The organism is Streptomyces sp. V4I2 (assembly GCF_030817655.1).
GTDB lineage: Bacteria > Actinomycetota > Actinomycetes > Streptomycetales > Streptomycetaceae > Streptomyces > Streptomyces plumbiresistens.
The window spans coordinates 10,379,786-10,394,861 of sequence record NZ_JAUSZM010000003.1 but is presented as its reverse complement, the minus strand read 5'-3'; the positions used below and the strand labels follow the sequence as shown (position 1 = coordinate 10,394,861).

Below are 15,076 nucleotides of genomic sequence, written 5' to 3'. Positions count from 1 at the left end.
CCCTGCGCGCGGGTACCGCGCCCGTCCCGACCTCTCTCCCAGCGGCGTCGCCCGCTTCGGGACTTGACCCGGCCGGGCCCGTAGCGTGCACACTCAGTGGTGTGGGCGGGTCGGGAAGCTCAGTGCCGCCCCACGGGCCGCCGCGCAGCGGTTGTGCACGGTGCTGGTCGAGAACCAGCTGGCCACCGAGGTCATCGCCAAGTACGGCCTCCCCGATGCCACTCACAGCTGGTACGGGTCGGTGAGGCCGGTCACCGGGACACCGGAACGCCGGGAGATCAGTCCGGCGAGCTCACGTACGCCGCTGTACGTGGTGTTGAACCTCCACACAGCTTCGCGGCCGGTCACCCGCGCCGTGGAACGCCACCTCGTAGGCGAAGGCGCTGCCCGCCGGAAGCGAGCCAATGGCGAACTGCGTCTTCTGGCCCTCGACCGACCGGATTTCCGACCACGCCACGACGACCACGTGCCTGCCAGCGGCGTCGACGAAACCCTCCGAGAACAGGTAGAGCCCACCACGTATGCGCTGAAACCAGACATAACCCCAGGCCCTGGCGGGCACCTCCATGGGCCCGGCCGCTCTCGGCGGCGTGATCCTGGCCGCCCCCGCTCGCCGCCACGTTCCCGGCCTCCTCCGCGCGCTGCGGCACGGCCTGGCCCGCCCGCTGCTGATCTGCGCCGCCGCCACCGGCGTCTACCAGGCGGCGTTCCTCTACTCGACCGCCCGCACCGGCGCCGCACTGGCCACCGTCGTCGCCCTGGGCACCGCCCCCGTCGCCACCGGCCTGATCGCCCGGCTCGCCTGCGGCGAGCACCTCACGCGGACCTGGCTGATCTGCACCGCCGCCGCCGTGACCGGCTGCGCCCTGCTGATGGCGCCCACCGGAACCGGCGTCGACGCCCTCGGGCTGCCGGCCGCCACGGCCTCGGGCGTCTGCTACGGCCTGTACACCGTGTACGCCAAGCAGTTGGCCACCGACCACCCAGGCGTCCACCTGCCGACGGTGTCCGCCCTCTCGCTGCTGCTCGGCGCCGTTTTGCTGGTGCCGTGACTCCTCCCCCGGCTGAAGCCGGGGGCTTCTCGTTACGCTGGGTTGGCGTCGCGACGGACCAGCCCGGCCCGTAGAACGTTGGTGGCTGCCACTGTGTCGGCGTGGGCGGTGTGGCCGCATGCGACGCAGTGGAACTTTTCCTGTGTGGGCCGGTTCTCCTTGGCGGTGTGCCCGCATTCGGGGCAGGTGCGGGAGGTGTTGCGGGGGTCCACGGCGATCACTTCCCGTCCGGCGCTTTCAGCCTTGGCGTGCAGGATCGTCAGGAACACCCCCCAACCGGCATCGTTGATCGACTTGTTGAGCCCGGCCTTCGCCGCTGCCCCGTTGGGCAGGAAGGCGCCCGGCTGGTCCGGGTCGGGTTTCGGCGTGGGGGCCTTGCTCATGTTGCGGATCTTGAGGTCTTCGTGCGCGATGAAATCGTGCGCGCGGACCAGGCCGAGGGCAATCTTGTGGGCGTGGTCGAGGCGCTGACGCCGTACCTTGCCGTGGAGCTGGGCGACCTTGTCCACGGCCCGCTGGTGGTTGGCGGTGCGGTCCTTGGCCTTGCGGCGCGGGAACCGGGACAGCGCCTGCTGCGCTGCCTGGAGCTTCTCGGCCGCACGGCGGCCGTGGCGTGGGCTGGGCACGAACTCGCCGCCCGAGTCGGCGAGGAAGTTCGCGATGCCCAGGTCGATCCCGACCACGCTGCCGGTCGCGGGCAGCGGTTCGGGCTGGTCCTGTCCGGCGGTGAGCACGACGAACCACTTACGGCCCTCGCGCTTGACCGACACGGTCTTGACCCGGCCGGCCACCGGGCGGTGCTGGTTGACCCTGACGTGGCCGACGCCCTGGAAGCGGACGCGGGTGAGGGGGTCGTGCGGGGTGGAGTCCCACCGGCAGCCGTCCCCGTCCTTGGGGAAGTCCACCGTGTCGAACCAGTTCACCCCGCGAAAGCGCGGGTAGCCGGGCGCCTCACCGGACGTGACCCGGCGGAAGAACGCGGCGAACGCCTTGTCGAGACGGCGCAGGGTGGCCTGCTGCGAGGAGAAAGACCAGCGGCCCTGGCACTCCGGGTCGCACGTCCGGATCTCCTTGAGCTGCGCGGACTGCATCCCGTATTTGACGGTGGTCTTCGAGCTGTGGCGCCAGGCGTCGCGGCGTTCCTGCAACGCACCGTTGTAGAGGGAACAGTGGTCCCGCAGCATCTCGCCGAGCGCCTGCTCCTGGCGGACGGTGGGCCGCAGGAGGAACTTGTACGCACGGATCAACTCAGCCCACCCCCCTCCGGTCGAGTCCGCTTGATCCTACTACACTTGGCGCATGTCACCACGCTGGGAACCAGATCCCGATATCAGACGGGGAAACCACGTCGTCTACAACCTCCACGCACATTTGGTGTTCGTCACGAAGTACCGGAGTGAGGTCTTCAACGGCGAGATGCTGACACGCTGCGAGGAGATCATGCGCGACGTGTGCGAGAGCTTCGGCGCCCAGCTGCGGGAGTTCAACGGCGAAGGCGATCACGTCCACCTGCTCGTGCACTACCCGCCGAAAATCGCCCTGTCCAAGCTCGTCAACTCCCTCAAGGGCGTCAGTTCGCGATACCTGCGGGCGGAGTACACCGGCCGGATCAACCGGATCGGGACAGGCTCGGTGTTCTGGTCCCCGTCCTACTTCGCCGCGTCCTGCGGCGGCGCACCCCTGAGCATCGTCAAGGACTACATCGAGAACCAGAAGCGCCCAGCCTGACCGTCACCACCCAGGCGCAGAGATCTCCGCCGCTTCGCGCCTCCGGGCCGAGGATCGCATTCCCGCCCGGCCTGAAGGACTCTGCTGAGGAATGCGTGATTCGAGCAGGGCTGGGTCGTTGGTCCTCCACGATTGTTGTGGTCGGGGGCGGGAGGGCCGAGAGAGATGTCGCTGGAACCACGGGCTGATCATGGGGTGCCGGAGCTTACGGCCCGGGTGGTGCGGGCAGCGTTCCCGAAGGGGACGATGGCGGTGCGGATCCGGGAGGCGTTGGGCCCGTTGTTTGAGGACGAGGCGTTCGCCGGGGCGTTTGCCGTCCGGGGACGTCCGGCTGTCTCGCCGGGGGCGTTGGCTTTGGTATCGGTGTTGCAGTACGCGGAGGGGCTGACTGATCGGCAGGCCGCTGACCAGGTGCGGGCCCGGATGGACTGGAAGTTTCTGCTCGGCCTGGAGCTGGATGATCCCGGGTTCGATGCCTGCGTGCTGAGCCTGTTCCGTTCCCGTCTCATTGAGCACGGGCTGGAACAGACGACGCTGGAGCTGGTGCTGGAACGTCTGCGCGGGCTGGGTCTGCTGAAGGCCGGTGGTAGGCAGCGGACCGATTCCACGCATGTGCTGGCGGCGGTGCGGACACTGAACAGGATGGAGTTCGTCGGCGAGACGCTGCGGGCCGCACTGGAGGCGCTGGCGGTCGCGGCCCCGGCATGGCTGTCCGGCCTGGTCACGGCCGAGTGGGCCGAGCGTTACGGGCCGCGCGTGGACGACTACCGCTTCCCCAAGGGCGAAGGGGTCCGTGAACAGTGGTTGGGGCAGGTCGGACGAGACGGGTTCTTGCTGCTGGAAGCGGTCTACGCCCCCGCGGCTCCGGGCTGGCTGCGCGAGATCGAGGCGGTGCAGGTCCTGCGGGTCTCCTGGGTCCAGCAGTACCACCGTGACGAGAGGGGGGTGCGCTGGCGGGAGGGCAAGAATCTCCCGCCGGTTCATCACCGGTTGTGCTCGCCCTATGAGACCGGTGCCCGTTACGGGATCAAGCGTGGCTCGGGCTGGACCGGTTACAAGGCGCATCTGACGGAGACCTGTGAGCCGGATGCGCCGCACGTGATCAGGCAGGTGGCCACCACCGATGCCGTGGTGGCCGACACGGAGATGACCGAACCGGTCCACCAGGCGCTTGCGGAAAGGGAGTTGCTGCCGGACGTGCATGTCGTGGATGCCGGTTACACGACTGCTGCCCTGTTCCTGTCCGCGACCGAGCAGGGTATGGAACTGCTCGGCCCGGCCCCGCACGACAGCAGCCGCCAGTCCCGAGAGGACCAGGGCTTCTCCCGCGCCGACTTCACCATCGACTGGGACAACGAGAGCGCCATCTGTCCAGGCGGGCACCGAAGTTTCGAGTGGTGGGAACAGAAACACCACCGCAACGGCACTACGGTCCTCAAGGTGTTCTTCTCCGCCGAGCACTGCCGCCCCTGCCCGAAGCAGACGTCGTGCACCAAGCCCCCGTCCGGCCGCCGGGGCAGGGGCATCACCTTCCTGCCGCGTGAGCGGTACGAGGCCCTCGAAGCCGTCCGCCAGGCCCAGGAGACCGACGAGTGGAAGGACCGCTACAAGGTCCGGGCCGGCGTCGAGGGCACAATCTCCCAGGCCGTGCGTGTCACCGGCCTGCGCCGCACCCGCTACCGCAACCTGCCCGCAGCCCGGCTCGGCCACGTCTTCGCTGCCACCGCACTCAACATCATCCGCATCGACCGCTGGCTGACCGGCACCCCACTCGGCGGCACCCGCACCTCCCGCCTCGAAGCCCTCATGCTCGCGGCCTGACAGCTCGAATCACGCCTTTCCCAGCAGAGTCCTGAAGGCCGGGATTCCCTGCGAAGATCAAGGGATGGATTGCCGCGGACACCGCCGCGCTCGGGCAACCCGCCACGCTGGGCCTCATCGCCTGGCTGGGACTGGCCACCACCGCCCTGGCGTACTGGCTGTTCTCCGCCGGCATCCCCTCCACCAGCGCGGCGGCCGTGGGCACCCTCAGCCTCGCCGAACCCCTCGCGGCGTCCTTCCTCGGCGTCTTCGTCCTGCACGAGCACCTCACCACGACCGCCGCCCTGGGCAGCCTGCTGATGCTGGCCGGACTGGCCGCGGCCTGCCTGCCCGCGCCCCGCGCACGATCCACCACGCCGCCGAGCGAACCGTCCGTCACCTCACCTGACAAGCCCCCACCGGCAGCAGGACAAACGTCGCCGGCACACCCCCACCCAGGACCACACCCCCATCCAGGACGACCAGCCGTGCCCGCAGCCGAACCGGCCACCGCTGACGTCCGCACCGGCCTGTCCACCCGGTAGGCGAAGCCCGAGTGAGTCACCGTCATGGGCACCGCCCTGCCCACCGGACGGCAGGCCTCCTCCGCAGTCCGGCCTTCCCCGTGACCGTCCGGCGCACGTCAATGGCCCGCATGTTCCATTGGGATGGCGCTGCCCCACAAGCATGGCGCGTGTTGATCTCCCTACGGTGAGGGTGAGAGAGCACCGGAGGTGACCACCCGCTTCGCGGCCCGGAGCCACGTCACGGTCACGGGCGTCTCGGGACCTCTCACCACAGCCTGAACGCAGAGCAGAGTGCGGCCGCCACCACGCACCGACACACCCCTACCCAGCGGCGACCACACAAGTTGACAACGTCGCACTGCTCACCGCCTCGACACCCGGTCCCCCGTCGGACAACGCGAAACACCGACGTGAAGGTGAGTGGCTCGCGCACGGCAGTCGCCGCGTCCTGGAACGCCGGACGCCGACTCGACGGGCGCCTGTCTCCTGCGGCGACCGAGGCGACGCGAGTTCGGAACACATGAATCCATTTCTCTGCACGGAGGGGCCGCCCGTGACCACGCCGGGCGACGAGACTGTCCATGACGTCGATCCCGAGGCCGTCGCCGCACACCTGCGCGCGGTGGGCACCACCCGGGTGCCGGCCCCACGCGAGAGCCGCGCTCGGCTGCCGGGGAGGCGACCGCGGCCGGGTGGCTGCCCGACACCCTCACCGACCGCGGCAACGCGAAACCCCTCGCCCGCCTGTACGCCGATGTCTACCGGCACGTGCCGGGTATCGGCTGGTATCGGTGGGACAACACCCGCTGGCAGTTCGCCGAGGACGACAGCGCGCTGTGGGCCGCGGGTGACCTCGCCGAGAGCATCGCCGACCACGACCCCCGCGGGGGGTTCCCGACACATGCCCTTCGACGCCACAGCCGCCGCTCCCTCTCGACGTCCGGCATCAACGCCATGCTCGCGCAGGCCAGATCCGCACCCGGCATCGTGCTCGACGCCTCCCTCCTGGACGCCGATCCGTACGCCCTGTGCACCCCCGCATCGTCGACCTGCGCACCGGCCTGGTGAGGCCCCCGGACCCGAACAAGGACCTCCACTCCCGCTCGACCTCCGTGGGCCCCCAGCACGTCAGCACCCCGGGCTGGGACTGCTTTTGACCGACACCTTCGGTGACGACGCCAAAGGCCGCGAGATGGAGGACCAGCTCGAAGAAGCCCAGCGCATCAACGCCCAATACCGCCGCGCCGCCGAATCAGCGAACCCGTCAGCCGCGGCCTGAGACGGCGAAGGCCGGCAACTACGAGTACCAATGTCGGTGGCGGCCGGGAACCTGGACGCCATCAACGTCGACGGGCAGCTGCGGAGCGGCCGTGTCTACGGCCCCGATCCCGACCTTGGACGTCACCGGCTGGTCTTCCGCCAAGGTCGGCGCGTGGAACTGAGCTTGGCGTCAGGCGCTCGAAAAGGGGCGGCTCGTTTCGCCGGTGCCCTCGGCGCGGGAGGTGATCAGCACCCGGCCAAGGCGAGGACCGTCCAGGCGATGCGGTAGTTGAAGCCGGCCGTGCGTGAGCCCGCGGGCCCGGCTTGCCGGCTACTGGGGTCGGCAGCGTCGGCCTGTGTGCCAGTTCGCGGTGGCGGTGGTGATGACGCTGTCAAGCCTGTCCCGGGCGCTCACCAGACCGCCGATCTGCCTGTTGATACGGTCCCGTTCGGCCGAAAGCCGGTCGAGCAACTCTGGCGTGGCTTCACCGTTCACGACGCACGGCAGCAATTCCGCGATCGACTTGCTCGACAGCCCAGCGGCGTACAACTGCTGGATCAGCTGGACACGGTCGACCGCGCTGTCCGGGTAGTGCCGCTGGCCGCTGGGGCTGCGTTCCGAGGCGAGCAGGTTCTGTTCCTCGTAGTACCGCAGCGCCCGAACGCTGACGCCTGCCCTGGTGGCGAGCTCGCCGATACGCATCGCGTCTCCCGATGTGTCCCCGACCACACTTCTTGCCTCTGACGTCAGCGTCAGCTCTTAGCGTATCCCGCGCAGGCCTCACCCTCTCCGCCACAGCGGGGAGAGGCCGTGACCAGCTTGTTCGACAGCTTCCCCCTCACACATGCGAAAGAAGATCTTCCCATGACCGCATCAGACACGGCGGCCACGGACGTGGCCATCATCGCTCCCACCCCTGTCGTCTCGGTGAAGCCGGTAGTGCTGGAAGCTCCGGGCCGTGGCGAGGACCTGGAGGTGAGGGTCTCCGCGCCGACGACCGGACGCGACCTGCCGGTCGTCGTCCTCTCGCACGGCTTCGGCTCGTCGCTCAACGGATACGGCCCTCTGGCCGACTACTGGGCTGCTCACGGCTTCGTGGTGATTCAGCCCACGCATCTCGACTCCAGGACGGTGGGCCTTCCCCAGGACGATCCCCGCACACCGCGGATCTGGCGTTTCCGCGTCGAGGACATGAAGCGCATCCTCGACCAGCTTGATCTGCTGGAAGCCGCCGTCCCCGGTCTCAGCGGTCGCCTCGACCGGCGCCGCATCGCCGCCGCCGGACACTCCTTCGGCGGTCAGACGGCGGGCAATCTGCTGGGGTTGCGCGTCCTCGATCCCGTGAGCCAGAAGGAAGAGGACCTGTCCGACTCACGGATCAAGGCAGGTGTGCTGCTCGCCACGGCCGGAAGGGGCGGAGCTGACCTGACACCGTTCGCAGCCGAGCACTTCCCGTTCATGAACCCGAGCTTCGCCGCCATGACCACGCCGGCCCTGGTGATCGTGGGGGACAAGGACGACTCCCCGCTGTCCGTGAGGGGACCGGAGTGGATGGCCGACCCGTACTTCCTGAGCCCGGGTGACAAGAGCCTGCTCACTGTCTTCGGGGCGGAACACTCCCTTGGCGGGATCGTCGGCTACGAAGTCCAGGAGACGACGGACGAAAGCCCCGAGCGCGTCGCCCTGATCCAGCGGGTCACGTGGGCCTACCTTCGCCACGCACTCGGCATGGAGGACACCAGCTGGGCGTCAGCGCAAAAGGCTCTGTCGGACAGCGCCGACCCCATGGGGCGGATCGAATCGAAGTGAGACTGCGAGAAGCGAGTTGGAGCCCGTGTAGACAGGCGGCGTGGAAGCCTCCGCAACGAGGTGGGCACAGGCACGGTGGGTGGGCGCACCGTGACCACAACCTCGCCGGGCGCGCGGGCGGACGGTGGGTGACACCTCGATCGAACGCCTGGCGGGGGCCGTGTCACTGCTCGGATACGAGGCGCGCCGGTGCCGGGTGAGGCGGCGATCAGTTTGGCCCCCATAGGTCCGCCGTCGCCGGGCACACCGCTGAGGGTGCGCAGCCACAGGCCGTCTCCGCGAGCCATCGTGCGGGCCGGGAAGCGGGATTCGTCGGGCGGTGGGGTGTAGGCGCTGCGCAGGGCCGCGATGGCGTCGGTCCAGTCGAAGGCGGCTCGGACGTCGGCGTCGGTGAGAAAGACGGTCATCTCGGGGCTCCGTGCGGGATGGAGGGACGGGGGGATCAGCAGGCGGCCGTGATGGCGTCGGTGTGCAGCGGCGCGCCGGTGCGGGCGTGGATGTCCTCGACGGTGACCCCGGGTGCGGTCTCGACGAGTGCGAGGCCGGTCGGCGTGACGTCCAGGACGCCGAGGTCGGTGATGATGCGGTGGACGCACCGCTCGCCGGTCAGCGGCAGGCTGCACTCCGCGACGATCTTGGGGGTGCCGTCCTTGGCGGTGTGGTCCATCAGGACGATGACGCGCCGGGCACCGTGGACGAGGTCCATGGCGCCGCCCATGCCCTTGACCATCTTTCCGGGAATCATCCAGTTGGCCAGGTCGCCCGCGGCCGACACCTGCATGGCGCCCAGGACGGCGGTGTCGATGTGGCCGCCGCGGATCATCCCGAAGGACAGCGCGGAGTCGAAGAAGCAGGCGCCGGGCAGCCCCGTGACGGTCTCCTTGCCGGCATTGATCAGGTCGGGGTCGACCTCGTCCTCGGTGGGATAGGGCCCGGTGCCGAGGATGCCGTTCTCGGAGTGCAGCACGACATGAACGGCGGCCGGCAGATGCCCGGGGATCAGGGTCGGCAGGCCGATGCCGAGGTTGACGTAGGAGCCGTCGGTGAGTTCTGCGGCGGCTCGGGCGGCCATCTGGTCGCGGGTCCAGGCCATCAGGTACGTACCGTCCTTTTCTCAAGCTGCTTGTCGGCTGCCTCTTCAGCGGTGAGGGCCACGACCCGTTGGACGAAGATGCCGGGCAGGTGCACCTCGTCGGGACGCAGCTCACCCGGCTCCACGAGCTCCTCCACCTCGGCGACGGTGATGCGGCCGGCCATCGCGGCGAGCGGGTTGAAGTTGGCGGCGGACTTACGGAAGACGAGGTTGCCTTGCCGGTCGCCGCGCCAGGCTCGTACGAGGGCGAAGTCGGTGGTGATGCCGTGCTCCAGGACATGCCTGCGGCCCGCGAACTCCCGGGTCTCCTTCGGTGGGGAGGCGAGTTCGACCGCGCCCTCGGCCGTGTACCGCCAGGGCAGTCCGCCCCGTTCCACCTGCGTGCCGACGCCGGCCGGGGTGTAGAAGGCGGGGATGCCCGCGCCGCCCGCGCGCAGTCGCTCGGCGAGCGTGCCCTGCGGGACCAGTTCCACCTCCAGCTCGCCGGCCAGGTACTGGCGGGCGAACTCCTTGTTCTCGCCGACGTAGGAGCCGGTCACCCGGGCGATGCGGCCCGCGGCCAGGAGAACGCCGAGACCGCGGCCGTCGACTCCGCAGTTGTTGGAGACGACCTTCAGACCGTCCGCACCGTGTGCGTACAGGGCCCGGAGGAGGACTTCGGGTACGCCGCTGAGGCCGAAGCCCCCGACGGCCAGCGAGGCGCCGTCCGGAATGTCGGCAACCGCCTCCGCGGCGCCGGTGCTGACCTTGTTCACTTGCGACGGTCCTTTCTGGTGGCGGCATGGCCCTGGGTGTCGGTCATGGCGTCTGAGGTCGCAGGGCGTCCGAGACGGACTTGGCTCCGCCGTGCGCGGTGAGGCCGCCGTCGACGGGGATCTCCGCGCCGGTGATGAACGACGACTCGTCCGACAGCAGGAAGACGATCAGCGGGGCGACCTCGTCGACGGTGCCGGTGCGGCCGAGCGGGGTCTCGCGGATGTTGGCCTCGCGGAAGGCGGGGGCGGCGGAGGCGGTCATCTCGGTCTCGATGTAGCCGGGGTGGATCGTGTTGACGCGGATTCCGCGCGGTCCGAGTTCCAGTGCGGCCGTCTTGGAGAGCCCGCGCAGGCCCCACTTGCTGACGGTGTACGCCACCGGGTAGTGGGCGGTGAGCGCGGCGGAGGAGCCGACGTTGACGATCGAGGCGCCGGACGGCATCAGCGGGGCGAGGTGCTGGATGCCGAGCAGCGGGCCGGTGACGTTGACGGCGTGGACGCGGTCGAAGTCCTCGGGGCGTACGTCGCCGAGCCGGGCCCGCCAGGTGATGCCCGCGTTGTTGACCAGGCCGTGCACCTGCCCGTACGCCGCTTCCAACTCGGCGGCGAGATCGGCCCAGTCCTGCTCGTCGGTCACGTCGAGACGGCGGCAGCCGGGTGTCTCGGTCACATCGGTGGCGATCACGCGGGCGCCCTCGCGGGTGAGTGCTGCGGCCTCGGCGGCACCCTGGCCGCGAGCCGCGCCGGTGACCACGACCACCTTGCCGAGCAGCCTCTTGGGGTACAGGTCCGTCATGGCCGCTCCCGGCTGCGGCGTCGGCCGGTAGGCAGGGGCACGGGATCGACGCCGGGGACGACGGTGTTGGTGAGCGTGCCGATGCCCTCGACGGTGAGCGAGACGGTGTCGCCGGGCCCCAGCGGCGGCGGAGTCCGCTCGCCCCGCAGCCCCCACAGCTCGGCGAGGCAGCCGCCGTTCCCGCAGGTGCCGGAGCCCAGGACGTCACCCGGCACGACCCGGGTGCCACGGGAGGCGTAGGCGACCATCTCCTCGAAGGTCCAGCTCATGTTGGACAGCAGGTCCTCGCCGACCACCTGCCCGTTGACCTCGGCGGTCAGGGCCAGCCGCAGAAAGCCCTCGGCGTCCCGGTGCGGCTCCAGTTCGTCGGCGGTGACCAGGTAGGGGCCGAGGGTGGTGGCGGTGTCCTTGCCCTTGCAGGGGCCGAGGCCGACCTTCATCTCGGCGGACTGGAGGTCGCGCGCGGACCAGTCGTTGAAGATCGTGTAGCCGACGATGTGCTCACGTGCCTGCTCGGGAGTGAGGTCGCGGCCCTCGCGGCCGATGACGGCGGCGACTTCGAGTTCGAAGTCCAGGACCTGGGACCCCGGGGGCATGGGAATGTCGTCGTGCGGCCCGAACACGGCGTGGGGGTTGGTGAAGTAGAAGGTCGGCGTCGCGTACCAGGCGTCCGGCACGCCACTGGCCCCGTCGACCGAGCGTCGTACGCCCTCGACGTGCTCCTCGAAGGTGACGAAGTCCCGTACGGAGGCCGGTCGCAGCGGCGGCAGCAGTCGCACCTGGGAGACGTGCGGTCCGGCCGGAGCGTCGAGGGCCGTGACCCCTGCCTCGGGCAGAGCGCCCGCTGTGATCAGTTCGGTGAGTGTGCGCTCGCCGGGGACCGGGTGGAGGCGGCCGTCCTCGCCGACGACGGCGAGCTGGCGCTGGTGTCGGTGCTCGTACGCGGCGAAACGCATGTGCGGCTCCAGGCTCTGTTGCTACGGGGTTCTCGGGGGCGGGAAGTTCCGGGGGCGCGGCGGGCAGTCAGGGCAGGACAGGACGTGCCGCGCCCCCGGAACCGAAGGGGGTCAGACCGGCGGCGCGACGAACACGCCGGGGTCGACGTCGTTGAACGACTCTTTGGCGACGAGTTCGTTCATCGGGTTGGCCGTGCCCCACTGGTCGGCGATCTCGGGCTGGGAGAAGTCGTAGACGTGCGGGTGCCAGGTGTCCTCGTCGACGACCTCCAGCTCGGTCGTGTACTCGACGGTGTTGCCGTGCGGGTCGAGGAAGTAGGTGAAGGTGTTGTCGCCCGCCGTGTGCCGGCCGGGGCCCCAGACCTTGTGGACTCCGGCCCGCAGCAGGCGTCCGGTGCCGCGCAGGTACTCGTCGACGCCTCGCATCTCGAAGGAGACGTGGTGCACGGAGGCGTGCGGGCCCTGCGCGACGGCCATCGAGTGGTGCTGGTTGGAGATCCGCATGAAGTGCATGACCTCGCCCATATGCGGCGAGCTGAGCGTGTCGGTCAGGCGGAAGCCGAGGTGGCGCTCGTACCACTCCCGGGTGCGGTTCAGATCCGGGGAGTTGAGGACGACGTGGGACAGCCTGACCGGGATCGACTCCTTCTCCTCGATCCTGCGGTGCTGCCGGGCCTCGACATCCGCCGAGACCTCGATGGTGCGGCCGTCGACGTCGAAGAAGCGGAAGCCGTAGCCGCCTCCGGGGGTGTCGACCTTGCCCGGCTGGGAGATCAACTGCACACCGCCCGCGAGGAGTTGCTCGGCGAGGGTGTCCACGTCGGCCGGGTTCGCGGCGCCGTAGGAGACGAGGTCGAGGCGCTTCTCCTCGGCCTTGCGCAGCCGGACGACGTACTGCTCCGGGCTGCCCTCGGCGGCCAGGAAGGAGATGCCGGAGTCCTCGGCGACCTTGGTCAGGCCCCAGACACCGGCATAGAAGTCGAGCTGCTTGTCGTAGTCGGGTACGGCGAGGTCGACATGACGGAGGTGGGTCAGCAGGCGTGCGCTCATGATGGGTTTCCTCCTGTGGGGGCAGGTGAGCGTGGGGTCAGGTGAGCCGCAGCAGCGCTGCCGCGTTGCCCCCGCGTACGGCGTGGAAGTCGGCTTCGGGCAGGTGGGCGGCGCGCAGTGCCCCGACGGGGTCCTCGGTGCCCATGTCGAAGGGGAAGTCGGAGCCGAGCAGGACCCGGTCCGCGCCCGCGGCGGCGATGAGCGCGCGCAGGACGTGGGGGTCGTGGACGAGGGAGTCGAAGTGGAGCCGCTTGAGGTAGCTGCTGGGCAGGTGGGCGCAGTCCGCGCCCGCGTCGGCGCGGACGGACCAGGCGTGGTCGGCGCGGCCGATGTGGGTGGGGAGGTAGCCGCCGCCGTGCGCCGCGATCAGTTTCAGTCCCGGATGGCGGTCCAGGACCCCGGAGAAGATGAGGTGGGACAGCGCGACGGCGTTCTCGGTGGGCTGGCCGACGGTGTTGGACAGGTACCACCGGTCGAGCCGCTCGTCGAGGGTGCAGCCGAACGGGTGCAGGAAGAGCACCGCGCCGGTTTCCTCGGCCCGCCGCCAGAAGGGCTCGTAGGCCGGGTCGGACAGCTCGCGGCCCGGGGCGTGGCTGGAGATCTCCACGCCCAACAGACCAAGTTCCAGGGCGTGTTCCAGTGCCGGGACGGCCAGCTCGGGATGGTGCAGCGGGACCAGGCCCAGCCCTTTCAACCGGTCCGGCGCGGCCGAGCAGTGCGCCGCCGTGCCCTCGTTGGCCAGTCGGCACACCTTGTCGGCGGTCGCCTCGTCCGTCCAGTGGTGGTAGTGCGACGGGGACGGGCTGACCAGCTGCACACCCACGCCCTGGGCATCCATCGCGGCCAGCCGCACACCGGCGTCGGTGAGCCGGGGGATCCGCTCGCGCACCATGGGCCCGTTGACGGCGAGCGCGGCCGGTCCGTTGCGGCGGGCGTCGAGCGCCCGCGCCTCGGCCAGGCCCGGCGAGCCGTCCACCAGCGCCTCGATCGCGGGCAGCAGGACGTGGGCGTGCACATCGACCGTTGGCCAGGGGTACGGGTCAGTGCTCGTCGTCGGCTGGTGGCCGGTTGGCGGGTGGGAGGTCACGGCAGGTCCCTGAGCATGGTCGACATGCGGTTGACCAGGCCGGGCACATCGGCGTCGTGCACCCCGTCGAGCTGCCACTGCCCGATCTGCATGGAGGCGTCCACCACCGGGCGCACCCGCGCGATACGGCGCTCGTAGTACGTCTGGAACAGCTGGTCGTCCCAGTCGGCGGTGCCGGTGAGCAGCTCGGCGAGGACCAGCGCGTCCTCCAGGGACATCGCGGCGCCCTGGGCCAGGGTGGGCGGGCAGCTGTGGGCCGCGTCACCGATCAGCACGATCCGTCCACGGTGCCAGGAGCCCTCCACCAGCAGGCGGTGGTACCACGTGTAGTTGACCTTCGCCGGATCGTCGATGTGCTTGACGATCTCGGTCCAGTGGCCGCCGTACGCCTGCACGAGGCTACGCATCTCGTCGGCGTAGCTCTCGGGGGGTATGGACGCGCGATCGCGGTTGGCCTCGACCGCGTAGGCGTAGATCGTGTCCCGGCTGGTGGGGCAGTAGCCGGCGATGTAGGCGGGGCCGCCGTAGGCGAGGTCGGTGCGCTCCAGGCCCTCGGGACGGGGAGCGGCGATGCGCCAGATGGCCATACCCGTCGGCACGGGACGGTCGGCGATGCCGATCGCGGCTCGTGTGCTCGATCCCATGCCGTCCGCGGCGATCACCAGGTCGTAGCGGCCTTCGCTGCCGTCGGTGAAACGCACCCGCACGCCGTCGGCGTCCTGGTCGAAGCTCTCGGCGCGGGTGCCGAGGCGCACCGAGGCGCCGCTCGCCCGGACGGCGTCGATGAGGATGCACTGCAACTGCGGGCGCTGCATGCCGACGGTGGCGGGCAGGTCGTCACCGCCGGTGCGGATGTCCTCGACGACGTGCAGGACGGTGCCGTCGGGGCCGGTGATGCCGAGCGATCCGAAGCCGAACCCGGAGGCCCGCACCTGCTCCCACACGCCCAGTTCGCGCAGGACCCGCAGGGCGTTGCCCTGGACGGTGATGCCGGAACCCGCGGTGGCGTTCCAGTCCTCGCTGGCCTCGATGAGGTCGACGGTCAGTCCGGCCCGGCGGAGCAGGATGGTGACGGCGTTGCCGGCCGATCCGCCGCCGACGACCAGGACGGTGCGGGGGTTTTTCATGCGGGGAACTCCTTCGTGCCTCTTGGCGCTCGATG

17 protein-coding genes are annotated in these 15,076 nt (G+C 70.1%); 7 read left to right on the top strand and 10 right to left on the bottom strand.

Features of this window, described 5'->3' with window-relative positions; genetic code table 11:
- Nucleotides 1-222: 222 nt before the first annotated feature.
- Complete coding sequence (locus QFZ76_RS48695) at nt 223-348, bottom strand: hypothetical protein (RefSeq protein WP_307679693.1); 126 nt, start codon at nt 346-348, stop codon at nt 223-225.
- Nucleotides 349-566: 218 nt separating this feature from the next.
- Here QFZ76_RS48695 and QFZ76_RS48690 point away from each other — a divergent pair, with 218 nt between their 5' ends.
- Nucleotides 567-1,052: an EamA family transporter gene (locus QFZ76_RS48690; protein ID WP_373464476.1), complete on the top strand. Its 486-nt coding sequence runs from the start codon at nt 567-569 to the stop codon at nt 1,050-1,052.
- A gap of 32 nt (nt 1,053-1,084) precedes the next feature.
- Here the strand turns inward: QFZ76_RS48690 and QFZ76_RS48685 are convergent, their stop codons facing one another.
- On the bottom strand, nt 1,085-2,299 hold the full coding sequence (locus QFZ76_RS48685) for a transposase (RefSeq protein WP_307679692.1): 1,215 nt from the start codon (nt 2,297-2,299) through the stop codon (nt 1,085-1,087).
- 52 nt (nt 2,300-2,351) lie between these two features.
- Here QFZ76_RS48685 and tnpA point away from each other — a divergent pair, with 52 nt between their 5' ends.
- From tnpA to QFZ76_RS48660, 5 genes are all read left to right on the top strand, one after another.
- Nucleotides 2,352-2,780, top strand: a complete 429-nt coding sequence (tnpA, locus tag QFZ76_RS48680) for an IS200/IS605 family transposase (protein ID WP_307679691.1) — start codon at nt 2,352-2,354, stop codon at nt 2,778-2,780.
- Nucleotides 2,781-2,945: 165 nt separating this feature from the next.
- Complete coding sequence (locus tag QFZ76_RS48675) at nt 2,946-4,601, top strand: IS1182 family transposase (protein WP_307679690.1); 1,656 nt, start codon at nt 2,946-2,948, stop codon at nt 4,599-4,601.
- Between the two features lie 56 nt (nt 4,602-4,657).
- On the top strand, nt 4,658-5,125 hold the full coding sequence (locus QFZ76_RS48670) for an EamA family transporter (protein WP_307680360.1): 468 nt from the start codon (nt 4,658-4,660) through the stop codon (nt 5,123-5,125).
- 750 nt (nt 5,126-5,875) lie between these two features.
- Nucleotides 5,876-6,175 (top strand): hypothetical protein, encoded by a 300-nt coding sequence (locus QFZ76_RS48665; protein WP_307679689.1) that lies wholly within the window; start codon nt 5,876-5,878, stop codon nt 6,173-6,175.
- Nucleotides 6,176-6,260: 85 nt separating this feature from the next.
- Nucleotides 6,261-6,386 (top strand): hypothetical protein, encoded by a 126-nt coding sequence (locus QFZ76_RS48660; protein WP_307679688.1) that lies wholly within the window; start codon nt 6,261-6,263, stop codon nt 6,384-6,386.
- 312 nt (nt 6,387-6,698) lie between these two features.
- On the opposite strand, the gene QFZ76_RS48655 is transcribed toward QFZ76_RS48660, so the two are convergent.
- Nucleotides 6,699-7,070, bottom strand: a complete 372-nt coding sequence (locus QFZ76_RS48655; RefSeq protein ID WP_307679687.1) for a MerR family transcriptional regulator — start codon at nt 7,068-7,070, stop codon at nt 6,699-6,701.
- Between the two features lie 162 nt (nt 7,071-7,232).
- Here QFZ76_RS48655 and QFZ76_RS48650 point away from each other — a divergent pair, with 162 nt between their 5' ends.
- Nucleotides 7,233-8,177 (top strand): alpha/beta fold hydrolase, encoded by a 945-nt coding sequence (locus QFZ76_RS48650; RefSeq protein WP_307679686.1) that lies wholly within the window; start codon nt 7,233-7,235, stop codon nt 8,175-8,177.
- A gap of 442 nt (nt 8,178-8,619) precedes the next feature.
- On the opposite strand, the gene QFZ76_RS48645 is transcribed toward QFZ76_RS48650, so the two are convergent.
- The 7 genes from QFZ76_RS48645 to QFZ76_RS48615 all read right to left on the bottom strand — a co-directional run bounded on the left by QFZ76_RS48645 (nt 8,620) and on the right by QFZ76_RS48615 (nt 15,041).
- A complete protein-coding gene (locus QFZ76_RS48645) occupies nt 8,620-9,270 on the bottom strand; it encodes a CoA transferase subunit B (RefSeq protein WP_307679685.1) in 651 nt (216 codons plus the stop codon).
- Complete coding sequence (locus QFZ76_RS48640; RefSeq protein WP_307679684.1) at nt 9,270-10,025, bottom strand: CoA transferase subunit A; 756 nt, start codon at nt 10,023-10,025, stop codon at nt 9,270-9,272. The genes QFZ76_RS48645 and QFZ76_RS48640 overlap by 1 nt, the downstream gene beginning before the upstream one ends.
- Before the next feature lie 43 nt (nt 10,026-10,068).
- Nucleotides 10,069-10,821 carry an SDR family NAD(P)-dependent oxidoreductase gene (locus QFZ76_RS48635; protein ID WP_307679683.1) on the bottom strand — a complete coding sequence of 251 codons (753 nt, stop codon included), beginning with the start codon at nt 10,819-10,821 and terminating at the stop codon, nt 10,069-10,071.
- Nucleotides 10,818-11,777 carry a fumarylacetoacetate hydrolase family protein gene (locus QFZ76_RS48630; protein WP_307679682.1) on the bottom strand — a complete coding sequence of 320 codons (960 nt, stop codon included), beginning with the start codon at nt 11,775-11,777 and terminating at the stop codon, nt 10,818-10,820. Before QFZ76_RS48630 ends, QFZ76_RS48635 begins: the two co-directional genes overlap by 4 nt.
- Nucleotides 11,778-11,888: 111 nt before the next feature.
- The gene (locus QFZ76_RS48625; RefSeq protein WP_307679681.1) at nt 11,889-12,827 is read right to left on the bottom strand and encodes a VOC family protein; all 939 of its coding nucleotides are present in this window, start codon (nt 12,825-12,827) and stop codon (nt 11,889-11,891) included.
- A gap of 37 nt (nt 12,828-12,864) precedes the next feature.
- Entirely contained in the window at nt 12,865-13,914 is a 1,050-nt protein-coding gene (locus QFZ76_RS48620; protein ID WP_307679680.1) for an amidohydrolase family protein, read from the bottom strand.
- Nucleotides 13,911-15,041 (bottom strand): FAD-dependent oxidoreductase, encoded by a 1,131-nt coding sequence (locus tag QFZ76_RS48615; protein WP_307679679.1) that lies wholly within the window; start codon nt 15,039-15,041, stop codon nt 13,911-13,913. Before QFZ76_RS48615 ends, QFZ76_RS48620 begins: the two co-directional genes overlap by 4 nt.
- Nucleotides 15,042-15,076: the final 35 nt, after the last annotated feature.